23 protein-coding genes are annotated in these 20613 nt (G+C 54.8%); 12 read left to right on the top strand and 11 right to left on the bottom strand.

Annotated features, from left to right (window positions below):
* From FOB24_RS04725 to FOB24_RS04695, 7 genes are all read left to right on the top strand, one after another.
* Complete coding sequence (locus tag FOB24_RS04725; protein WP_150344585.1) at window positions 1-354, top strand: TIGR03750 family conjugal transfer protein; 354 nt, start codon at window positions 1-3, stop codon at window positions 352-354.
* Complete coding sequence (locus FOB24_RS04720) at window positions 351-1010, top strand: PFL_4703 family integrating conjugative element protein (RefSeq protein WP_150344584.1); 660 nt, start codon at window positions 351-353, stop codon at window positions 1008-1010. The genes FOB24_RS04725 and FOB24_RS04720 overlap by 4 nt, the downstream gene beginning before the upstream one ends.
* The gene (locus tag FOB24_RS04715) at window positions 1007-1774 is read left to right on the top strand and encodes a TIGR03749 family integrating conjugative element protein (protein ID WP_150344583.1); all 768 of its coding nucleotides are present in this window, start codon (window positions 1007-1009) and stop codon (window positions 1772-1774) included. The genes FOB24_RS04720 and FOB24_RS04715 overlap by 4 nt, the downstream gene beginning before the upstream one ends.
* A complete protein-coding gene (locus FOB24_RS04710) occupies window positions 1771-3066 on the top strand; it encodes a TIGR03752 family integrating conjugative element protein (protein WP_150344582.1) in 1296 nt (431 codons plus the stop codon). Before FOB24_RS04715 ends, FOB24_RS04710 begins: the two co-directional genes overlap by 4 nt.
* Complete coding sequence (locus FOB24_RS04705; protein WP_150344581.1) at window positions 3063-3422, top strand: TIGR03751 family conjugal transfer lipoprotein; 360 nt, start codon at window positions 3063-3065, stop codon at window positions 3420-3422. The genes FOB24_RS04710 and FOB24_RS04705 overlap by 4 nt, the downstream gene beginning before the upstream one ends.
* A complete protein-coding gene (locus FOB24_RS04700; protein WP_150344580.1) occupies window positions 3419-6046 on the top strand; it encodes a conjugative transfer ATPase in 2628 nt (875 codons plus the stop codon). Before FOB24_RS04705 ends, FOB24_RS04700 begins: the two co-directional genes overlap by 4 nt.
* Before the next feature lie 414 nt (window positions 6047-6460).
* Entirely contained in the window at window positions 6461-7339 is an 879-nt protein-coding gene (locus FOB24_RS04695) for a DNA-methyltransferase (protein ID WP_150344579.1), read from the top strand.
* Here FOB24_RS04695 and FOB24_RS04690 read toward each other — a convergent pair.
* The 4 genes from FOB24_RS04690 to FOB24_RS04675 all read right to left on the bottom strand — a co-directional run bounded on the left by FOB24_RS04690 (window position 7325) and on the right by FOB24_RS04675 (window position 9359).
* The gene (locus FOB24_RS04690; protein WP_150344578.1) at window positions 7325-8068 is read right to left on the bottom strand and encodes a restriction endonuclease; all 744 of its coding nucleotides are present in this window, start codon (window positions 8066-8068) and stop codon (window positions 7325-7327) included. The two genes, FOB24_RS04695 and FOB24_RS04690, sit on opposite strands and share 15 nt — an antisense overlap.
* A complete protein-coding gene (locus tag FOB24_RS24580; RefSeq protein WP_150345559.1) occupies window positions 8055-8285 on the bottom strand; it encodes a helix-turn-helix domain-containing protein in 231 nt (76 codons plus the stop codon). Before FOB24_RS24580 ends, FOB24_RS04690 begins: the two co-directional genes overlap by 14 nt.
* Before the next feature lie 319 nt (window positions 8286-8604).
* Window positions 8605-8931 (bottom strand): helix-turn-helix domain-containing protein, encoded by a 327-nt coding sequence (locus tag FOB24_RS04680; RefSeq protein ID WP_150344577.1) that lies wholly within the window; start codon window positions 8929-8931, stop codon window positions 8605-8607.
* Between the two features lie 83 nt (window positions 8932-9014).
* Complete coding sequence (locus FOB24_RS04675) at window positions 9015-9359, bottom strand: helix-turn-helix domain-containing protein (protein ID WP_150344576.1); 345 nt, start codon at window positions 9357-9359, stop codon at window positions 9015-9017.
* Window positions 9360-9435: 76 nt separating this feature from the next.
* Between FOB24_RS04675 and FOB24_RS04670 the strand changes: the two genes are divergently transcribed.
* The 5 genes from FOB24_RS04670 to FOB24_RS04650 all read left to right on the top strand — a co-directional run bounded on the left by FOB24_RS04670 (window position 9436) and on the right by FOB24_RS04650 (window position 12720).
* Window positions 9436-9711, top strand: coding sequence for a helix-turn-helix domain-containing protein (locus FOB24_RS04670; protein WP_150344575.1), 276 nt, complete (start codon window positions 9436-9438; stop codon window positions 9709-9711).
* Window positions 9712-9823: 112 nt separating this feature from the next.
* Window positions 9824-10345 carry a PTS glucitol/sorbitol transporter subunit IIC gene (gene srlA, locus FOB24_RS04665; protein ID WP_150344574.1) on the top strand — a complete coding sequence of 174 codons (522 nt, stop codon included), beginning with the start codon at window positions 9824-9826 and terminating at the stop codon, window positions 10343-10345.
* Window positions 10342-10716 carry a PTS glucitol/sorbitol transporter subunit IIA gene (locus FOB24_RS04660; RefSeq protein ID WP_150344573.1) on the top strand — a complete coding sequence of 125 codons (375 nt, stop codon included), beginning with the start codon at window positions 10342-10344 and terminating at the stop codon, window positions 10714-10716. Before srlA ends, FOB24_RS04660 begins: the two co-directional genes overlap by 4 nt.
* A complete protein-coding gene (srlE, locus tag FOB24_RS04655) occupies window positions 10713-11693 on the top strand; it encodes a PTS glucitol/sorbitol transporter subunit IIB (protein WP_150344572.1) in 981 nt (326 codons plus the stop codon). The genes FOB24_RS04660 and srlE overlap by 4 nt, the downstream gene beginning before the upstream one ends.
* 10 nt (window positions 11694-11703) lie before the next feature.
* Window positions 11704-12720 (top strand): Gfo/Idh/MocA family protein, encoded by a 1017-nt coding sequence (locus FOB24_RS04650; RefSeq protein WP_150344571.1) that lies wholly within the window; start codon window positions 11704-11706, stop codon window positions 12718-12720.
* Between the two features lie 79 nt (window positions 12721-12799).
* On the opposite strand, the gene FOB24_RS04645 is transcribed toward FOB24_RS04650, so the two are convergent.
* From FOB24_RS04645 to FOB24_RS04615, 7 genes are all read right to left on the bottom strand, one after another.
* On the bottom strand, window positions 12800-13840 hold the full coding sequence (locus FOB24_RS04645; protein WP_150344570.1) for a ParB/Srx family N-terminal domain-containing protein: 1041 nt from the start codon (window positions 13838-13840) through the stop codon (window positions 12800-12802).
* A 58-nt stretch (window positions 13841-13898) separates the two neighbouring features.
* Window positions 13899-14858, bottom strand: a complete 960-nt coding sequence (locus FOB24_RS04640) for a fimbrial protein (protein ID WP_150344569.1) — start codon at window positions 14856-14858, stop codon at window positions 13899-13901.
* Between the two features lie 17 nt (window positions 14859-14875).
* Window positions 14876-15829: a fimbrial protein gene (locus FOB24_RS04635; protein ID WP_223851232.1), complete on the bottom strand. Its 954-nt coding sequence runs from the start codon at window positions 15827-15829 to the stop codon at window positions 14876-14878.
* Entirely contained in the window at window positions 15826-18333 is a 2508-nt protein-coding gene (locus FOB24_RS04630) for a fimbria/pilus outer membrane usher protein (RefSeq protein ID WP_150344568.1), read from the bottom strand. Before FOB24_RS04630 ends, FOB24_RS04635 begins: the two co-directional genes overlap by 4 nt.
* Before the next feature lie 10 nt (window positions 18334-18343).
* A complete protein-coding gene (locus tag FOB24_RS04625) occupies window positions 18344-19024 on the bottom strand; it encodes a fimbrial biogenesis chaperone (protein WP_134769814.1) in 681 nt (226 codons plus the stop codon).
* 103 nt (window positions 19025-19127) lie between these two features.
* Window positions 19128-19640, bottom strand: a complete 513-nt coding sequence (locus FOB24_RS04620) for a fimbrial protein (protein ID WP_009654430.1) — start codon at window positions 19638-19640, stop codon at window positions 19128-19130.
* A 368-nt stretch (window positions 19641-20008) separates the two neighbouring features.
* A complete protein-coding gene (locus FOB24_RS04615; protein ID WP_032718898.1) occupies window positions 20009-20599 on the bottom strand; it encodes a tyrosine-type DNA invertase in 591 nt (196 codons plus the stop codon).
* Between the last annotated feature and the right edge of the window lie 14 nt (window positions 20600-20613).

Raw genomic sequence — 20613 nt, 5'->3', positions numbered from 1 at the left:
ATGGCAACCATCCCTTTTCTCCCCGACCGCCTCAACCGCGAGCCCGTGGTCTGGCGCGGCCTGACCACCAGCGAACTGTTTTTGGCGCTGGCGAGCGGTCTTGGCGGCGGTTGCGCGTTTGGCATTCTGCTGGCCCTGATAACCCATTACTGGCCATTAATCCCCGGTTCAGCGCTGGCAGGTGCTACATTACTGATTCAGGGCGGCGGACGCATCCTGGCCCGCGCCAAACGCGGTAAGCCCGACAGCTGGCTGCCGCAGGCGATCCTCGCCTGGCTGGAGCGCCATCACCTCCGGGGCGCACAACTGGTCCAGCACAGTACCGTATGGGTAGTGCGCAGGAGTCCGCGATGAGCCGCTTTCGCCATGCGCTGGCCGAGCGCGATAACCATATTCTGACGCTGCGGGCGGTGATTATTCTGCTATGTCTGTGTCTGGCGGGCGTCGGCTACGGTTGGTACAGCGCCCCGCAAAAGCTCACCCTCTGGTTCCCGCCGGACCTGCGCTCCGGCAGCACCCGCCCGTGGTGGGAAGTGCCGCCCGCCAGCGTTTACGCCTTCACCTTCTATATCTTCCAGCAGCTTAACCGCTGGCCGGATAACGGCGAGGAGGACTATTCCCGCAACCTTCGTTCGCTACGCGCCTACCTGACGCCCGCCTGTTACACCCGGCTGGAGCACGATTTTCAGGTGCGTCGCAATGGCGGTGAGTTACGCGAACGCACGCGCGGCGTGTATGAGCTTCCCGGCCACGGCTACAGCAGCCTGGTGCATGACGGTGATAAACACCCGCTTCCTCGCGTCGAGATATTAAGCCGGGACACCTGGCGGGTAACGCTGGATGTGGCGGTTGAGGAGTACTTTCAGAACGAGCCGGTAAAAAAGGCGCTGGTGCGCTACCCATTACAGGCCGTGCGTTATGCCATTGATGCGGAGAAAAACCCGTGGGGGCTGGCGATCGACTGTACCGATGCCGCACCGCAACGTCTGGTAGCGGAGGAGAAACAATGAAATCTGTCTTCCTGGTTTTACTCTTCAGCTTCCCGGCCATCGCCACGGAGGTGGTGCAGTGGGAAAACATCCCGCTCCCAGTCACACTGAATATCGGGCAGGAGCGGATTGTCGACGTGGGGAAAACAGTGCGCATCGGCTATCCCGCCACGCTGGAAGGCAAAGTACGTCTGCAAAGCGCGGGCGGCAAAGTCTTCCTGCTGGCGAATACGGCGTTCCCGGCCACCCGTATCCAGTTACGCGATACCAGCAGCGGTGAGCTGATCCTGCTGGATATTCAGGCCACCCAAAGCACTTCACCACTTGAAGCAATGCAAATTAGCTATGCGCCGCAGACGCCTGCCACAGCCAAAACGCCCGTCCCGGTGACAGCATCAACCGAGCCCCTGCCCGTCCTGTTGGTGCGCTACGCCGCGCAGAATCTGTATGCGCCGCCGCGCACCGTCGAAGCCCTGCCAGGCGTGACGCCCGCCCCCGCCCGACTGGCAAAACGCATCACCACGTTACTGCCACAGCAGCCCGTTATCGCCACTCCACTGGCAGCATGGCAGGTCAACGCCACCACTGTCACCGCTGTCCGCCTGCAAAACCAGAGCGGGCAGCGCATCACGCTCGATCCGCGCGAACTTCAGGGGCAGTTCACCGCCGCCGCTTTCCAGCATGACTGGCTCGGCCCGCGTGGTCTGGCAGAAGATACCACCGTGGTGTATCTGCTGACGGAAGGCCCGGCTTCCCGCGCCCTACTGCCGGAGCCGAAACCATGATGCCGCGCCAGAGCCTCCTGTTGAAAATCCTGCTGCCTGTGATTGTCTTTCTCACTGTCTGGTTACTGCTGCGCCCGGCCAACAAAAACTCCCCTGAAAAATCCCCGTCCCGCAGCGTGGCAGCATTAACACCACAGGAACTGCGCGATCTGGGTATCGACGGCGACACGCCTGCCGATACCGTCGCCACGCTGGTCGGTCAGATGAAGCAGTACCGCCGGGAGCTTCAGACGATTCAGAACGATAACGAAAGCCAGCAGGCGCGCGAGAAGCGGCTGAAAGCGCAGCAGGCGACGCTGGTATCAGAGTTACGCGGGGATATGCGCAGGCAGCAGGATCAGATGCGCGACGAACTACTGAAAAGCCAGCGGGGATTGCTGGATAAGCTCGACCGTCTGATGGCTAAGCGCCCGGACGATATCCCACCGGGCTTAGGACTGACGCCCGGTGAACTGCCCGCAGACGTACAGCCGGATATCCGCTGGCTGGAGCCGCTGGATGCGCCTCCACCTGTGGATGAAAAGCTACTGCGCGTCACCCTGAAAGTGGCGGACAAACCGCCGCCAAAACCTGACGTGAAGGTCTACACCCTGCCGCAGAACGCCACGCTGGCCGGATCGGTCGCCATGACGGCGCTGATTGGCCGCGTACCACTCAACGGCGCCGTCAGCGATCCCTACCCGTTTAAGCTGCTGATTGGCGAGGACAACCTCACCGCCAACGGCATCGAACTACCGGACGTGGCGGGCGCAGTGGTCTCCGGCATCGCTTCTGGCGACTGGACGCTCTCCTGTGTGCGCGGGCAAATCACCTCGATGACCTTTGTGTTTCACGACGGCACCATCCGCACCGTGCCTCAGGGCGGCAAATCCGGCAACAAGCAGCAGGAGATCGGCTGGCTCTCGGATAACCAGGGGCTGCCGTGTATTCCCGGCGAGCGCAAAAGCAATGCGAAGGAGTACCTGACCTCGCAGTTCCTGCTGGCGGGCTCCGGCGCGGCAGCACAGGCCTTTGCCAATGGCGAAAGCACCACCGTGGTGGAGGACGGCAGCATCACCAGCGCGGTGACGGGCAACAACGGCCAGTACGTGCTCGGCCAAGCCATCGGCGGCGGGCTGAAAGAAACCGCCGACTGGATGAAACAGCACTATGGCCAGATGTTCGATGCCGTGTACGTGCCGCCAGGCCACAAGGTGGCAGTGCATCTCACTGAACCGCTGGCCATCGACTACGAGCCGGAAGGCCGAAAAGTGAAATATCAGCAGGCCAGCACGCCGGGGGGACTGGAATGAAATACACCATCCTGATACTTCTGTTTTTACTGGCCGGGTGTAGCACCTCGCAGGAGGAAATGATGCCGGTCGACCCCGACGCCAGTATGCTCTCGCTGTGGCAGCAGCAAAGCGGCGGCAGTGCCGCCCTGCTTGATGCGCGCGCCCGGTTGCGCCGCCCGCCGGATGGTCCGGTGGCGCAACCTGAGGCGAACACCATTCGTAGCCAGTTTCCGCGCCTGCCCAACCCGGATATGGTGTTGTACGTCTTCCCGCACCTTAACGGCAACACGCCGGTGCCTGGTTACAGCACCGTCTTCCCCTTCTACACCCGCCCGCAGTATGCATTGCCGGGCGAGCGCCTGACGCCGCCATGAGTGAACGGCGCGGCCTGACCGAACAGGCGCTGAATACCAGCTACCGCAAAGGCCCGTCGTTTGTGGACTGGCTGCCGTGGGTGGAATTTTTGCCGGAGTCACAGACGCTACTGCTGGAGGATGGCCGCTCGGTAGGTGCCGTATTTGAGCTAAATCCCGTTGGCACCGAAGGCCGCTCGACGGCTTTTCTGGAACAGGTGCGCGATACCGTCACCGATGCCTTACAGGATGCCTTTGATGAGCACGAACGTGCGCCGTGGGTAGTGCAGTTTTTCTGCCAGGATGAGGACGACAGCGAGGCATGGCTGGAGACGCTGGCGACTTACGCCACGCCGGAAATCCGCGATTCCGCCTTTACCCGGGAATGGCTCGCGCAGATGGCAAACCATATGGCCGCGCTCACCCGTGAAGAGGGGCTGTTTCTCGATAACACCGTCACCCGTACCCGCTGGCGAGCCACATGGCGGCGCACGCGGATGGTGGTGTACCGCTGGCTACCCGGCCTCTCGCTGGACGAACCGTCCCCGGAAGAGACGCTGAACCACATCTGCGAACGGCTCACCGCCGGGCTGAAAGCGGCGAGTATCAGCGCTGTCCGCCAGAATGAACAGTCCATCCACCGCTGGCTGGTGCGCTGGTTTAATCCCGCGCCGCCCGTTGAAGATAAAAAAGTCTTCTGGCGACAACTGGATTTACCGGAAGAAGAATCCCTGCCCGTCATCACCGACTTCGCAGAACGGCTGCTGGCAAGCGAGCCTCGCTCAGATGCAGAGAACGGCGTCTGGTGGCTGGATAACCGCCCGCATAAAGTGGTCGTCGTCGACCGCCTGCGCAAAGCGCCGCCACCCGGCCTGCTGACCGGAGAGACCTCGCGCGGCGATGGCATCAACGCCCTGTTTGATCTGCTGCCATCGGGAACCATAATGAACCTGACGATGGTGGTGTATCCGCAGGACAAGCTGGAACAGCACATCAGCCATCTCTCCGACCGGGCGATTGGCGACAATACCGATTCGGAATACACCCGCCGCGACTGCCACGAGGTGCGCAGCTACCTGAAGGACGGCCATAAGCTCTACCGCAGCACGCTGGCGTTTTACCTACATGCGCCCGACACCGATACCCTGTTTCGCCAGCAGCGCCAGCTACACAGCCTGTTGCTGAATGCCGGACTGGTTCCGGTGCAGGAGCAACACGAAGTAGCCCCGCTCAGCCACTGGTTGCGCTGGCTGCCGATGTGTTTCGATCCCCTGCGTGATCCGCGTGGGCTGTATACGCGACTCAATTTCGTCCAGCATATTGCCGGGCTGCTGCCGGTTTACGGACGGAAAACCGGCACCGGGCATCCGGGGATTTGCTACTTCAACCGTGGTGGCGCGCCGCTGTGCTTCGATCCACTGAATAAGCTGGATCGTGCCCAGAACGGCCACCTCTTACTTCTTGGGCCAACCGGAGCGGGCAAATCCGCCACCCTCAACGCGAAAATCGCGCAACTGATGGCGCTTCACCGTCCGCGCCTGTTTATCATCGAAGCCGGAAACTCGTTTGGCCTGATGGCGGACTACGCCGCCGCCCACGGCCTGACGGTCAATAAAATCAGCCTGCGCCCCGGCTCCGGCATCACTCTGCCCCTGTTCGCCGATGCGTGGCGACTGGTGGAACAGGCGGTTACCGACGCTGAACCGCCAGAGGACGAAGAGAGCGACGGAGACGACCAGCGCGACGTTCTGGGTGAAATGGAGATCACCGCCCGGCTGATGATCACCGGCGGCGAGGCAAAAGAGGATGCGCGCCTCACCCGGCCAGACCGGGCGATGATCCGCCAGGCGATTATCGCTGCCGCGCATACCTGCTATGAAGAAAAACGCCAGACGCTGACCCAGGATATCCGCGATGCGCTGTTTGGTCTTTCAAAAGATGCCAGCCTGCCGGAAGCCCGCCGCCAGCGGGCCTACGAGATGGCGGAATCCATCAACCTGTTCTGCGCCGGGTTTGAAGGTGAACTGTTTAACCGCGAAGGACAGATGTGGCCGGAAGCCGATATCACCCTGGTGGATCTCGCCACCTTTGCCCGCGAAGGCTACGAAGCCCAGCTTGCCATCAGCTATATCTCACTGATTAACCATATCAATAACCTCGGCGAGCGCGACCAGCATCTGGCGCGGCCAATCGTTAATATTACCGACGAGGCGCATATCATTACCGTTAATCCGTTGCTGGCGCGGTTCCTCACGAAGGGCTCGAAGATGTGGCGCAAGCTCGGCATCTGGCTATGGCTGGCGACGCAGAACCTGGCGGATTTTCCTGACGAGGCGAAGAAGCTGCTCAATATGATCGAGTGGTGGGAACTGCTGGTGATGCCGCCGGAAGAGATCGATCAGGTGTGCCGGTTTAAGGCTCTGACCGAGGAACAGCGGCAACTGCTGCGCTCGGCGGTAAAATCGCCGGGGCAGTATACCGAGGGTGTCGTGCTGTCGCCGCGCGTGGAAGCGCTGTTCCGGGTTGTGCCGCCAGCGCTCTATCTGGCGCTGGCGATGACCGAGAAACATGAAAAGGCGGAAAGGATGCGGATTATGCGGGAGACGGGGTGTAGTGAGGTGGAGGCGGCAATGAAACTGACCTAATAATTTTCGTTTATTGATGATAGGAACCCAATTAATATCTTACCATCGAAGAAATCCGTGAAAATCAATTGCATTCAATTAGTTACCTCCCCTCTCAAACATACCATCTCTCATTTTTCCTACTAAACTTTTATAAACCACTTAAAATCCGCTACTCTGCCCTAGTTATGGCCTGGGGTGTAGGTAGTTAGAAATAACCAAAACTAAGTGGTGCGACTCAACAAAAGGAAAACCTAGTTTGTTGCTGAACTTACACAAAAAACGTATAGGTATCTACATGAATTCTTTGCTAACGGATGTTATAATAGATGATCGTTATCATAGGTAACTTGAAAATCTTGAGTCTAAAATCGTTGTTTTTAACACCCAAAATGAATACTATGAGTAGCAACACTTTTTGGTTTTTTAAATTTTATGAAAAAATACAGTAATAATTTAGATTTGTTCGAGCAAACTGAACAATGTATAGAAAGTAACTCGCGGTCTTGCAAAATAATTGTTGGTGACGCTAGGGAAGTTATACAGGAATTAGACTCTAATATATTTGACTGTGTTGTTACATCCCCTCCTTATTGGGGATTAAGAGATTATGGGAATAGAGGGCAAATAGGAGCTGAAGATAATGTAAATGATTATATCAGTGATTTAGTCCTTTTATTCAGAGAGATCAGGAGAACACTAAAAGACGATGGTACACTATGGCTTAATATAGGTGATAGTTACACCTCTGGTGGAAGAACTTGGCGTGATAAAGATGATAAAAACAAGGGGCGAGCCATGACCTATAGACCCCCTACGCCTGAAGGTTTAAAACCAAAAGATTTAATTGGTGTACCATGGCGTTTAGCATTTGCTCTTCAAAATGATGGCTGGTATTTAAGAACTGATATCATATGGAATAAGCCAAACTGTCAGCCAGAAAGCGTCAGAGACAGGCCGACGAGATCCCATGAATATATTTTCCTCTTATCAAAAGGGAAAAAATATTATTATGATTGGGAATCAATTAAAGAACCGGCAGCTGACCCTAAAATGGGTAAAAAAAATAGGCGAACCGTTTGGAATATTAATACTGAACCATATCCCGGAAGCCATTTTGCGGTTTACCCGCGCGCTATGGCTAGATTGTGTGTGTTGGCTGGTTCACGTCCCGGAGGGAAAGTTCTTGATCCTTTTTTTGGTTCGGGAACTACAGGTATAGTTTGTCAAGAGCTCGACAGAGAATGTATTGGTATCGAGCTCAATGATGAATATGCTTCTCTCGCCAAAGAGAGATTATTAAGAGGGAGGTAATATATAATCCCAAACACCGTGAACGATACAATGCTCTAGGCCTAAATGCTTTATTTGAAGTTTTCTCTCACTACCACCATCAAAGTATAGAGAAAACTTCTTATCCCCATGTTCATCCAAAACATAACCATAACCAGGTTTTGGATTTTGCTTGCTGTTTTCCATTACCTCTAATTTCGCATTTTTGGCCTCTAGCAATAGATGTTTCGGAATTTCAACAAGTTGGTAACTAAATTTTAAATCTGAGATTTTAAAATATCTGAGTGTAAAAATACGCTCATAATTTTTCAAGTGCTCTAAAAAACGCTCTAACAACGATCCTAAAATCCATTCGCCTTTACCCAGCTCCATCCACTTACTTACATGTATTTGTGATTTGCTGATATTTTTAGCTGCTTCTGTCTTCAAACCAACCTTTATACCATCGATTGTTATATCATGGCCTGGGTTTGTTCTACTTTCGGCCAGAGATGAAACCACCCCGGATTCATTTAAAGAATCATTAAATGCATGCTCGAATAAAGTCTTAGTTAATGGTTGAGTACTACTAAAATGATGGGTAATTAATTTATCGCCAAATATATCAAAAAACTCTTCATTAAAAACATCTCCATTTGTTCTTTGATATGTTTTCTCTACGTCATAAGCTTTCATCCATTTTAAGAAGTTATCTTTTTGGCGATCATTTAGCTTTCCCCACAACAAAAATAATTGCTCATCCCTGTTCATTTTTAACTCCCTGTTTTGTGAGAAGATTTGGTACAGAAGTATTCATAGCTCTAGCTAGAAAAATAAGAGTACTTAAAGTTACATTTCTTTCTTTTCTTTCAACAGAACCTATATAGGTCCTATGTAGACCGGAGATCTCCGCGAACTGTTCTTGTGATAAGTTATTGTTGACTCTATAGACTCTTATGTTTTCAGCAAGAATGTTTTTGATACTCATGAAATCGATGTCAGCATCTGGCACGTGTCATATCCTTTTAAATAAAGGGTATTTATAAAATCATGATGACTATAGGTCGACAGACTATAAGTAGCATTCTGGACAATGACCTAAAATCTGAGCCAACATCAGGTACGATTTTAGATTTGAAATGTCCCCCCTTAAGTTTAGTGATAGCTAACCAATTACATTTGCAAGCACTTATTGAATTATATGGTTAACTGTTTTAGCTTCTAACTGTTTCCAACTCACCATCTGATAGTAAATTGAGTAGTCAAAAAAATTAAAGCAACGCACTGGATATGATCCGAATCAATTTTCAAGCAATACTTTGTTGCTTTGCATAAGAAATGACATTAGTACGTTCTAATTTTGATAAAGCCCAGAAAATCAACATCAACTCCGCCAAATCATCATCTTCAGCATAAAAGTAAGCCAATGGCACTCGCAGAACCTCAGCCAGTTTCTGCACAATCTCCGTTCCCGGCTCATGTACGCCTTTTTCATACCTATTAATGCGCGTACTGGCGACAAATTCATCAATTCCCGCAGCGATCCCCAGTCGTTTTTGAGAAAGCCCACTTGCCAGTCGCGCCTGCTTCAGGCGACGGCAAAAAATATCGTTGTAATGGTTACTTGTATTCATAACTACGAGAATCGTAGTTTTTACTTGCTGCCGATACTACGATTAACGTAGTATCACAGTAACAGGTTAAAAGAGGCTGTATCTTAAGCATCATCTTCAGGGGAGATATCTACCATCTGGCGGGACTTTTCCAGCAACTGGAGTTGCGCATCAGGAGAGAGGGCAGCGAAGTTGAGAATCAGTTCAGCAAGATTCTCATCCGAAGTGAACAACCATGGTAGTGGAACATTCAACACATCAGCTATCCGTGCAGCAGTTTCCATATCAGGCTCATGAACACCTTTCTCGTAGCGATTGAAACGGGTGCTTGCAACAGAAGGATCTACAGCCGCAGCAATCCCCACAGCAGTCTGAGAAATGTCTAAGCGCTGTCGGGCTTCTTTTAATCGACGGATGAAAACATCCCGTTGTCTGAGTCTTTTTTGCATAACTACGAGATTCGTAGTTTTTTAATGGCTTAGATACTACGAAAAACGTAGCATGTGAATTAGAGAGGTAACCGAAATGGCTAAAAAAGACTGGCACCACGCCGACATCGTTGCCGCCTTACACAAGCGCGGTACCAGTCTGGCGAAACTGTCGCGGGAAGCGGGGCTGGCCTCGTCAACGCTGTCGAATACCCTGACGCGCCCGTGGCCGAAAGGCGAGTGGTTGATTGCCATCGCGCTCGACGTGCATCCGTCAGAGATCTGGCCCGGCCGTTACCTCAATGTTGGAAATAAACGCCAACCCAGAAAACCGCTTCACCCCATGACAACAACCGATAACTCCGGGACATAACGACCCGCGCTGTGAGTGGCAGGACGCATTAACCAACGACACCTGACAGGAGAGTTGTTTATGCACACCGAACCACAAACCAACACAATCACACTGAGTACAGGAGGCCGCCATGTTTCTGGTCTCTCTGGCTGAAGGCTTTATCCACCTGTTCCACGCCGCAGGCAAAATCTTCCTCGACATGATGACCGGGCTTATCCCGATGCTTATCTGTCTGCTGCTGGCCATCAACTTCCTGATGAAGCTGGTCGGCACCATCAGAATGGAGAAAGTCGCCGCCCTGCTCGGCCGCTCGCGCATTCTCACCTACGGCGTACTGCCGGTGCTCGGCTGGTTTTTTATGAGCAGCCCCGGCGCGCTCACTTTAGGCAAACTCCTGCCCGAAAAGAGCAAGCCCGGCTATGAGGATGCACTCGGCACCACCGCCCATCCGCTCACCAGTCTGTTTCCCCATGTGGTGCCGTCGGAGTTGTTCGTCTGGCTCGGCGTGGCTGCCGGGGTTAAGGCGCTCGGCCTGCCCGTCACCCCGCTGGCGCTGCGCTATATCGCCGCTGCCATGCTGATTGGCCTGATACGCGGAATTATCACCGAGTACGTGTTCCTGCGGCTCAGCAAGCGGGGGAATGCGCCATGATGATTTACTGTGCGCGTATTACTGCTATCGGGCTGTTCGTCGCCGACGGCCTCACCGACAAAATGCTCATCACCTTCGACAGCAACGGGCCAAAGGACTGCCTCGATTACTCGCTGTCGCTGGAGCCGTCATTCCGGGAAGAGAGCCTGATGATACTTCCTGGCGACCGCCTGATGCTGGCGGGGCACGACTATCTGGTGACTGCCGTTGGCAAGGGGGCTCAGCAGGCGCTGTTTGAACTCGGACATCTGACACTGGTGTTTAACGGTGACCTGAATCCCTGTCACATCGGCGCGGTTCACCTCTCCGGCCCGGTGCCGAAACTCCATGACCTGCACGGTAACCTGGTGATAGAGGAGGGACGGCCATGAACACGGTACTGATTCCTCCCGGCCCCGGTGGCTACGGTAAAGGGCTGTGGCTGCCCGTCGCTAGTGGCAAAAAGGTGCTGTCGCTGACCGGGCGGGAAATCCATCCGGTGGCGATAGAAATCGGCGCGCTCACCGAATCGGAAATCGTTAACGGCTTCGCCGATATCCCGCCGGATAACGACATCCTGTGCGTGGTGATTAACTGCGCCGGGTCCCTGCGCTGCGGCCTGTACCCGCAGAAGGGTATCCCGACCGTCAACGTGCTCCCCACCTGGCGGGCCGGACCGCTGGCGCACTTTATTACCGAGGATAACTACGTTTCCGGCGTCACGATGGAGCAACTGGTTCTGGTAGATACCGCCGAAGCCCCTGACGGTGAACCGGAGCCGGTGCCTGTCACTGCACCACAGGTTATCAGCACACCACCGCCTCCCCGTGGCGCGGAGAAACTGGTGCGCATGGTCGAGCAGACCGGTACCGCCGTCGGCCACGTTATCGCCCTGCTGTTCGCTGCCAGCCGCGAGGCGGTGGACGTGTCGCTGCGTAACGTTATCCCGTTTATGGCCTTTGTCTCGCTGCTGATTGCGCTGGTGCAGGAGACCACTCTCGGCAGCCTGATTGCCCACGCCCTGACGCCGCTGGCGAACTCGTTGTGGGGGCTGGTGCTGCTCTCGCTCATCTGTGGCATTCCGTTCCTCTCCCCGGTACTCGGGCCGGGTGCGGCCATCTCGCAGGTCATCGGCGTGATGATTGGTACGCAGATTGGCGCAGGTGCCATATCCCCGGCCTTCGCTCTGCCCGCGCTGTTTGCCATCAATGTGCAGGTCGGCTGCGACTTCGTCCCGGTGGGCCTTTCCATGCAGGGGGCAAAACCGGAGACCATCGCGAAGGGCGTCCCTGCCTTTCTGCTCTCACGCCAGTTAACCGGGCCGCTTGCGGTAATAGTCGGCTGGCTGTTTTCCCTGGGCTTATTCTGAGGACATCATCATGAACAAAATCAGAGCCGCCGTGGTGGGCGCAGGTATCTACGGCAAGCACCATATGAACGCGTACAGCCATAACCCGGACACGGTGCTGGTCGCTATCTGCGACACCGATACAGAGCACTGTGACGACCTTGCCATGACCTACGGCGTGATGGGTTATACCCGGCTGGATGTCCTGCTGCAGGAAGAAGCCGTCGATGTGGTCTCGGTGGCGACACCTGACCCGTACCACACCGAATCCATCCTCACCGCCCTGCGCCATGGCAAGCATGTGCTGGCGGAGAAACCGCTCGCCACTTCGGTACGCGAGTGCGAGCTTATCGTGGAGATGGCGCGGCAGAGGGACCTGCTGGTCGGCGTCGATTTCCACAAGCGCTGGGACCCGGCGGTGATGCGCATCAAAGCTGAACTGGAGAAGCCGGAAACCGGGCGGATCCTGCGCGGGCATATCAGCATGGACGACGTGATAACGGTCCCGACGCAGTGGCTGGACTGGGCAGGCGCAAGCTCCCCGGTGTGGTTTCTGGGTTCCCATTGTTTCGACCTGGTGCGGTATCTCTCCGGGCAGGAGGTGGTATCGGTGTATGCGGTGGGCCAGAAGCAATTGCTGGACATGTGCGGGATCGACACCCACGACAGCGTGCAGAGCCTGCTGACAATGGCTGATGGCAGTTCATGGGTGGTGGAAAACTCATGGGTGCTGCCGGAGGGTTTTCCGAAGGACAACGACGGGCGCATCGATATTCTCTGCGAGGCCACGTATATCCGCAGCACTTCACAGCATCGCGGGCTGGAAATCACCACGCCGGGCATGACGCTCACGCCCAACAGCTATTTCATCAACTACCGCAACGGCGTCGCCAGCGGTTTCGGTATCGACCCTATCAATGACTTTGTGCGGGCGGTCAGACATAAAGCACCCTACCCGGTAACCGCAGTGGACGGACTGGCGGTGAGCCGGATTTGTGAGGCGGTACACCAGAGTCTCGAGAGTCAAAAACCAGTGTCATTAAAATAGTCGCCAGCAGGGATGCTGGTATCCGCAAGCTCGTTTACTCTGTATTCCCTAAAGAATGCCGCCATTTGTTATCCTTAATTCAGCATTCATCGTTAACGCCATTAAGTATCCTGTCCCGATAGTCTTCCAACTGATGCCGTTGCAGATAGCTTTCTAACTCCTGCGCCCAACGCGTTCCTTCGCCAAGCGTCGCGCGGCTATGGGTTGAGGCATAAAGATAGCGTGTATCATAAAGATTAATCAGCGTCTGATTTACACCATCGATTTTGCACTTAGGATTTTTGAGCTGCTGTTCTAAAGCCCGGACAATACGGGCCCGATGGTCTTGATCGGTAGCAAAATCCTGTTCCTGCAATTCGCTGAGCACCAGAAATGAAGGAGGGATTTCTTCTGCAATAGCTGCCTGTAAACGATAATGACCATCAAGAATAACAAATGATCCCAGCCCTGCTATATACCAGACAAGTACTGGAGGCAGCGCACCCTCACGGCATTTTTTACGCCACCATTTCAACCTTCCGGCATCAGGTTGTATCGGATAACGCCCAAGTAGCAGGCTACCTCCCCACCACCAATCCACTAATCTGACTTTGTCAGGATTGACCAAATCAGGAAAATCTTCGCCGTAGAGCGTCCAGCTACAGCCGATATTCCCGCTGCTTTCTGGGGCATCAAAACGCCAGCTATTCACAGGAACACGCTGTCCGGATAATTTTGGTAATGAATATTTGACCTCCATCGGCCTTATCAGCCATCGGCGAGGAGACAGAAGAGGCACTGACGCATTCATTAATTGCCGGGAAAAATAGCGACACCATTCACCTGTCCAGGCCCGTTCGCCTTTGTTTTTAATACCCTCAATATCTTCAGATGTGACAGCCGGTAATAATGTCTGGCAAACGGAATGATCGGCATTAAACACCAACCAGACTCCGGAATGGTCTTTCAACATTGATGCCCAGAATAATGTCTTCCCGGAGACCTGTAGCGCCATCCGCCCATAACGACCACTTAGCATTTCGATTGCCACGTCGGTCCTCTGGCTGCTCTTGAGTGTCAACTCCAGACCCTGCCAGTTATTATTGCGATCAAAAAGATCTTTCCACCAATATTGGGTCATTATCATCTTCCCTGATAAACAGAGGATTAGTCTAAAACCTTTAAAATTGTTCAGGTAGCTATTTATACGTCAGCGTAAACGTCGCCGTCGCATTGGCGGGTCCCGCCGTCACCGCTGAAGCCGTCTGGTAATAACGCGCCTTGAGCTGAACGGTCTCCATCCCGCCATTTGGCGAAGTATAATAATCCTTCACCTGCCCGAACTGCGCCGCGCTGTTGTCCGGCGCGAAGTAAAGCTGAACCCCAACGCCCGTCGCCACGGTACTGCCGCTTTCGGAATCAATGGCCATCACGCCTGGCGCATTCGACGCATCTTTTGTGGCATCAATTTGCACATAAATATGCGCGCTTTTATTGCAGTCCAGCACGATATTAAACGCCTTCCACTCCGTGGTGTAGCCCACACCGCTGAACTCCTGCCTGTTGTGATCGCCAAGCTGGACCGGCTCATCCACCGAGGTCACCGAGCAGGAGGCTGCAGTGACAGTGTTGGTGCCGTTAAGCGTGACGTTAGCAAAATAAAACTGGTTCACTACCGAGGCGCGCGCCAGCATACCGTCGGTTAACGTGCCGCTGGTGATATCTCCCGTTTTGATAAGCTCCCCTTTGATGCCATCGCCAGGAATAGATGCCCATGAGCCTCCGGCGTTGTAGGGGTAACTGCCTTCATAGGGCAGTACTTTGCCCGTTTGTGCTGCACTCAGACGTAAACCGACACCAGCGAGGTTGGTATTGTAGACGCCGTTGCCATAGCCACTGAGCGTCCCCCACTGCGTCAACTCCCAGCGAGCGGTCCAGGCCTCCCTGGTGCATCCTGCAATGGCATTGCCATTGTTATAAGCGCCTGTTACTGCGGTGGCGAGTACACTGCCTATCGGTGCATCACGCTGAACAACCACATTGCCGAAGTTCAGATAACCCGGCACTTCTCCGGACACGCCGCTGTAAAATGAACAACTGGCTCGGGCGATCGGTGAAACCACCAGCATCAACAGCATGAAACATATAACTTTTCTCATGTCATTGCTCCGGTGATTTACTTGTAGCTCAGCGTGAATGTCGCTGTGGCGTTCGCTTTTCCGGCCGTGATGCTCTGCGTTGTCTGGTAATAGCGCGCCTGAAGCTGAACATATTCGTTACCACCTGATGGCGAGGTATAGTAATACCGCTCCTGGCCGAACTGTACCGGGCTATCTTCATAGCGATACCAGAGCTGAACGCCGACACCGCTGGCATTAACGGGATCGCTGTCGAGTTTAATGACACCGGGTACGCCTGCGTCGCTGTCTGCTGTGGCGTCAATACGCACATTAATCCGCGCGCCCTGAACACAACTCAGATTGATATTGAATGTCTGCCAGGCCGTTCCGGTACCCGGACCGCTGAACTCACTTTTGTCATGATCCCCCAGCGGGACATTAACCGGGTTAGTGGTAACGGAGCAGGATTCAGAGGTAATGGTATTTGTGCCATTCAACGTGACATTGGCAAAATAAAACTGGTTTGCAACCGAGGCCCGCGCCAGCATACCGGTATCCAGGGTTCCGCCCGTAATGTCGCCCGTTTTGATTAATTCAGCTTTAATACCATCAGCATTAATAATGACGCTGCCCGTTCCCATACTCTGGTCATAGGGAAGCAACTTTCCAGATGCAGTGTTTGTTAGCCGGAGCCCCACTCCTGCAATATTGGTGTTATAGACTTTGTTGCCCTGGGAACTCAACGAGCTCCATTTGCTCAGTTCCCAGCGATAAGTCCAGGATTCAGAACATCCGGCAATCGCCTGCCCACCGTTATAAGTCCCGGTTGTCGCCGTAGCAAGCACGCTGCCTATCGGCGCATCGCGTTGAACAGACACATTGCCAAATGTGACATAGCCGCTAATTTCTGAGGTTGCACCGCCCGTAAAGGCGCATGACGCCCAGACCATCACTGGCAGAGAAAACATGATGACACTCGTAAGGGCCACAATGTAGCGAATAAGTTTCATTCCCGACACTCCTGCTCAGTTTCCGTTACCGGCGCGTTTGCGGCATTCTGCGGCAACCGGTAATGCACCACGCACTGCTGCTTTCCATTCCAGTTCACCGTGATATCACCTTCATCCGGGACGCCTGTCAGGTACACCTGGCCGTCATCGCCAACGATGCCGCTGCCGCCCTCCTTCATTTTCGCCTGAGCGCCGAACGGCACCGGCAGCCCACGGTAAAGCAGCGTCATCAGTACGCGCCGTCCGACGCGGGTGTTGAAGTCCGCCATTACCACTGCGCCCTGCGTTGGCGTCACCGTCTGCACGGCGGTGTCGATATCGACTCCATCGCCGAGTGTGCTGGTGTCCAGTGCGATGCGGTTTTTCCGGTAGGCGTTGACGTACGGCACGACCGCATAGCCGCGCCAGTCGGTATAGACCCCGGTGTTGTTCTGCACCTTCGCGTCGTCCGCGCCTGGCGCTTTCACGATGGCAAGTGAGTCACCAAGCGGCTGGGAAAGAGTGACGCCATGTGGATGGACGACAATCCCCCCTTTCAGGCCATAGTTCACCTGCTGCATATCGTCGTCATAGTTGTAGCCGCCGGTGATTTCCCCCTGCCCGCCTTTATAGTCGGCGTTGATATTGCCGGAGCCGCCCGTACCGTGATTGGTGTAGCTCTGCTGGAGGCTGTAGCTAAGGTTGTTATCGGCAAGCGCCGTCCCATTGAGGCCCACCTGCTGACGGGTGTCACCGTGCTTCGCAGTATTGACGCTGTAGCTGGCCCACGCGTTCGGCATAAAGCGGCTGAGAGGTACCTGGATGCTGAACGCCAGCTGCTGGTCGGCAGGCTGAGTGCTGTCCGGATAATCACTGTAGCTGTAGGAAACGCTGTAGCTGACGCCATTGATATTGCCGTTCCACCCGGTACTGAGGGTGCGCTCGTAACCGTCCTCATGCCAGTAATCCTGCTGGTAGCCGGAAACAAAGAACGAACCGTAGCTGCCGATACTCTGGGTGAGATCGAGCTGCAGTTTCTGCCGCTTGTTGTACGTCAGCCGCCAGCCGTCGTCGCTGTCTGAGCGTAAATCGTTCGCCTCCTGGAAGGTGTAGAACCCCTCCGTGGAATAGCGGTACGCCGCCAGGGTGAAGCTGGTATCGGTGGCCTGAAAATCTTTTGAGTACTGCACCCGGTACGACTGGCCGTCGTGAGTTTCATCGTTATTCAGCGTGGTGTGCGCAGCGGTGATATCGGCGGAAACCGAACCCAGCTCGCCGAGACCAAACCCCAGACCCGCCGCCCCGGACTGATAGTCCTCCGAGTACAGCGTGCCGCCATAAATCGTGATGGCGTGCGGCAGGCCGTAAATTGCCGTTATCTGGCCAAACTCAGGCTCATCGCTGTCGCTGTTGCCGCTGCGGTATTTCCCGGCAGTGAGGGCATACTTCAGACGGCCTTCACGCTGCATAATCGGTACCGCAGAGAATGGCTGAATAAAGGTTCGCTCGCTGCCGTCGGCTTCTTTAATCGTTACCTCCAGGTCACCGCTGCCCGAGGTCGGGTAGAGATCGCTGATGGCGAAGGCCCCCGGCGCGACGTAGCTCTGGTAGATGGTGTAGCCGTTCTGCTTAATGGTGACCTGGGCGTTCGACTGGGCAATACCGCGGATGATCGGGGCAAACCCGCGCAGGCTGTCCGGCAGCATATTGTCATCCGACGCCAGTTGCGCGCCGCGAAACTGCACGCTGTCGAAGATGTCCGACGGGGTATAACTGTCGCCGAGCGTGAGCTGCCCCTGCAGGCGCTGGATATCCCGCTGAAGATACGTGTTCACTGAATCCCAGTGGCTGCCGTTATCCTCGTCGTAATTCCAGGTGGAATAGTTGCGCAGCCGCCACGCGCCGAGGTTCAGCCCGCTCTGCAGGTTGGCGTAGTAGTTATCATCGGAGCCATTTTCCCCGTCGCGCCAGGTATTGCTGCCGCTGAGGTTATAGTTCAGCAGCGCGGCAGGTACGCCCTCGTCCCATTCGGACGGATCCACCCAGCCGCGCGCGGTAGCGCTCATCGCCGCCTGCGGGATACTGAGGTTCAGTTGCAGTTTACTGAAACGCAGCTCGCTGGAAGCCATCGGGATATAGTGGCCGATATCCTCCAGCGGTTTGTCCGCTGGCAGTGCGGTCAGCGCAGGAAACGCAGCGGTATTCACGCCCCAGTCTTTCAGCATCGCCGGGGTTAACTGTGCGATGAGTTTTTTATCCGGTCCGGCAACGAAGGCAATATCCTGCGCCTCGCCCTGCTGCTCGCCGTTGACGTACACCGTCACCCGGTAAGTGCCCGGTAGCTGGCCATCGGATTCGGAAAAGGCGGATAAGTCAACGACCGCCTGGCCCGGACTGTCCAGCTCCAGCGCGTGGGTATTGAAGGTCTCGCGAGCTTCCGCATGACGCAGATAACCCAATAGCAGCACCATAATCAGCAACAGCGCCAGCAGGAAGATCATCAGTCGGGAATTCGGGTTATTCATATTCCCTCCTTCAGAGCTTACGGCTTTCGGTCTGACTGACGCCGCCGTAATCACTGATCGACTGCCAGGTCACCGTGGACGCCGTGGCCGATGGCAGTGTGAAGCTGACGCTGCCTTTCGGCGGCACCATATCGGCCTCTTTGATCTCCTGCCCGTCCACCTTTAAGGTGAACAAAGTGACGTAGTAAGACGTGGGATTGCTGACCGTAAGACGATTGCCGCTACGGGAGACCGACAGATGGTGGTAAGCCGTCTCCGGCTGTCCTTCCAGCCCCGCCGGGCGGTAAAAGAGTTTCAGGCGGGATTTCACCACCACTTGCAGAACGTTGTTATGCGGCACGCTGTCGTCGGTGGCGGGAATGGACTTCACGTTCAGCCAGAACACCGATTCCCGATCTTCAGGCAGGCTCCCTCCAGTGCGCACAATGCGCAGGATGTTCTCTTCGCCTGGATTAATGCGAAATAACGGCGGCGTCACGATAAATGGCGTTTTACTTCCTTTCATCCCGCTATCTACCCAGCTCTGCACCAGCCAGACGCCGGACCTGTCGGGGTTGCGTATAGAAGCGGAGGTCTCTTTTTTGTCGCCGTTATAAATGATCCGTGTCCCGCCAATGACAATCCCGGCCTGTGCCTGCACGGTAAATACGGCCAGCAATAGCGCCAGCAAAATGTCTGCATACCTGTTCATCTTGTTATCTCCGGACGAAAAATACGCATCCCTGCGAAACGCTCCCTGTTATGCGGCGGCGCATGGGTAGGAGGAGGAGAATGCGCCCCGCGACGGCACAGCGTTATTTGTAAATGATGGTGAACTCAGAGGTACCGTTTGCTGTACCGGTGGTGACCGCCGGGCCTGTGGAGACATAGCGAGCGACAAAGTCGAGCGCATTTGCGCCTTCTGCGAGGGTGTAGTCGGATGAAGCGGAGTGCAGTGGGATGGCCGTGCCGTTTTTATCTGCGATCTGGATCCCAACCCCGGTGGCGATGCCCGTGCCACTGTCCAGCGCCAGCAGGCTCTGGTCGTTGTTATCGGATGTCCCGTCAAATTTCACATTTGCACCGGTGACCGTTTCCGGGCACTCGCTCACGTTGATGGTAAATTGCGTTGGCGCCGCTCTCATCCCCTTTGCCCCGTTAAGGGCAGTCTGGGCAACATTGCCGAGGTTCACCGGTAGATTCTGGGAGCCAGTGTCGATCTTGCAGGTCTGGTCGGTAATGCTACCGGTGAAGTGGATGGTGCCGTCGGCGGCCATGGCATTAGCCGCCGCTAGCATAAAACACGCGCTTAACATCGTTTTTTTCATGTGTTTCTCCTTGATGAAAGAACATTCGGGACTCGGCCCCGCATCACTCTGGCGGTGAAAAAATCTGCGTTAGACTTTCCCGTTAGTGCCAGAGTGGTGAGTTCAGGAGAAAATGATGTGGAAGAAGAGAATGAGAAATAAAATGCCATCGGGAGAGGAACTGAGCTTTCGGAATGGCATAAAACAGTAAGGCGGTGAGCAAATGAAAACTGGCAACGTGGACGACTCACGCACGTTGCCAGCAGGGTACCAAAGGTGTGTTAAGCTGCATTAGTTCGGAATAATTATTTAAAAACAGAGAGATAATCCGTTATCAAAAGGGGTCTCAGAAAAATTTTGACACTTTGCTAAATTTTTCTGATACTACTTTACATTCTGGCACTAATTGTGTGGTTTTCTCTCATATTCCCCCAGACATTCATAAATCTCTGCGTATTTGTCGCCGTATAAATCACTGTATGCCGGATGTTCCGGTGCCCCAGATAATCCTGTATCAGACGCGTATCACGCCCCAGGTCCGCCAGCGCGTAGCCGCATCCGTGCCTCAGCATATGGGGATATGCGGAAATGCTGACGCCGCCCAGTTCGCCGTAACGTCTGAGCAATAACCTGACCTGGTGACGCGACAGCGGGCCTCCTTTCTGCGACAGAAAAAGCCAGTCGCTGTCTGCCTCCCGCCAGCGTCGGCGCACCTTTAGCCAGCGCATCAATGCGGGCAATTCGGCATCAAACAGTGGATGCTGCGTCGAGAGACTGTTTTTAAGCCGTCGGACATAGACAGAACGCCCTACCAAATCGATATCCGACAGGCGCATCCCACACAGTTCACTGACCCGCAGACCGTGTAAAAAACACATCTGAATCAGGCAGTAATCGCGCTCAAAATGGATCCCTCTGTCCGCTGCAAGCAGTATCTGCCCCACTTCATGGCGGGTCAGATGTTTTCGTTTTACTGGCATAAGCCTTGCTCCTT

Origin of the sequence: Citrobacter werkmanii, assembly GCF_008693645.1 — a bacterium.
Classification (GTDB): Bacteria; Pseudomonadota; Gammaproteobacteria; order Enterobacterales; family Enterobacteriaceae; genus Citrobacter; species Citrobacter werkmanii.
The sequence above is the reverse complement of the archived record's forward strand: the minus strand, read 5'-3'. Positions and strand labels throughout refer to the sequence as shown.

Coding starts and splice junctions, on each gene's coding strand:
- FOB24_RS04725 (WP_150344585.1), top strand. CDS start 1: ATGGCAACCATCCCTTTTCTCCCCGACCGCCTCAACCGCGAGCCCGTG.
- FOB24_RS04720 (WP_150344584.1), top strand. CDS start 351: ATGAGCCGCTTTCGCCATGCGCTGGCCGAGCGCGATAACCATATTCTG.
- FOB24_RS04715 (WP_150344583.1), top strand. CDS start 1,007: ATGAAATCTGTCTTCCTGGTTTTACTCTTCAGCTTCCCGGCCATCGCC.
- FOB24_RS04710 (WP_150344582.1), top strand. CDS start 1,771: ATGATGCCGCGCCAGAGCCTCCTGTTGAAAATCCTGCTGCCTGTGATT.
- FOB24_RS04705 (WP_150344581.1), top strand. CDS start 3,063: ATGAAATACACCATCCTGATACTTCTGTTTTTACTGGCCGGGTGTAGC.
- FOB24_RS04700 (WP_150344580.1), top strand. CDS start 3,419: ATGAGTGAACGGCGCGGCCTGACCGAACAGGCGCTGAATACCAGCTAC.
- FOB24_RS04695 (WP_150344579.1), top strand. CDS start 6,461: ATGAAAAAATACAGTAATAATTTAGATTTGTTCGAGCAAACTGAACAA.
- FOB24_RS04690 (WP_150344578.1), bottom strand. CDS start 8,068: ATGAACAGGGATGAGCAATTATTTTTGTTGTGGGGAAAGCTAAATGAT.
- FOB24_RS24580 (WP_150345559.1), bottom strand. CDS start 8,285: ATGAGTATCAAAAACATTCTTGCTGAAAACATAAGAGTCTATAGAGTC.
- FOB24_RS04680 (WP_150344577.1), bottom strand. CDS start 8,931: ATGAATACAAGTAACCATTACAACGATATTTTTTGCCGTCGCCTGAAG.
- FOB24_RS04675 (WP_150344576.1), bottom strand. CDS start 9,359: ATGCAAAAAAGACTCAGACAACGGGATGTTTTCATCCGTCGATTAAAA.
- FOB24_RS04670 (WP_150344575.1), top strand. CDS start 9,436: ATGGCTAAAAAAGACTGGCACCACGCCGACATCGTTGCCGCCTTACAC.
- srlA (WP_150344574.1), top strand. CDS start 9,824: ATGTTTCTGGTCTCTCTGGCTGAAGGCTTTATCCACCTGTTCCACGCC.
- FOB24_RS04660 (WP_150344573.1), top strand. CDS start 10,342: ATGATGATTTACTGTGCGCGTATTACTGCTATCGGGCTGTTCGTCGCC.
- srlE (WP_150344572.1), top strand. CDS start 10,713: ATGAACACGGTACTGATTCCTCCCGGCCCCGGTGGCTACGGTAAAGGG.
- FOB24_RS04650 (WP_150344571.1), top strand. CDS start 11,704: ATGAACAAAATCAGAGCCGCCGTGGTGGGCGCAGGTATCTACGGCAAG.
- FOB24_RS04645 (WP_150344570.1), bottom strand. CDS start 13,840: ATGACCCAATATTGGTGGAAAGATCTTTTTGATCGCAATAATAACTGG.
- FOB24_RS04640 (WP_150344569.1), bottom strand. CDS start 14,858: ATGAGAAAAGTTATATGTTTCATGCTGTTGATGCTGGTGGTTTCACCG.
- FOB24_RS04635 (WP_223851232.1), bottom strand. CDS start 15,829: ATGAAACTTATTCGCTACATTGTGGCCCTTACGAGTGTCATCATGTTT.
- FOB24_RS04630 (WP_150344568.1), bottom strand. CDS start 18,333: ATGAATAACCCGAATTCCCGACTGATGATCTTCCTGCTGGCGCTGTTG.
- FOB24_RS04625 (WP_134769814.1), bottom strand. CDS start 19,024: ATGAACAGGTATGCAGACATTTTGCTGGCGCTATTGCTGGCCGTATTT.
- FOB24_RS04620 (WP_009654430.1), bottom strand. CDS start 19,640: ATGAAAAAAACGATGTTAAGCGCGTGTTTTATGCTAGCGGCGGCTAAT.
- FOB24_RS04615 (WP_032718898.1), bottom strand. CDS start 20,599: ATGCCAGTAAAACGAAAACATCTGACCCGCCATGAAGTGGGGCAGATA.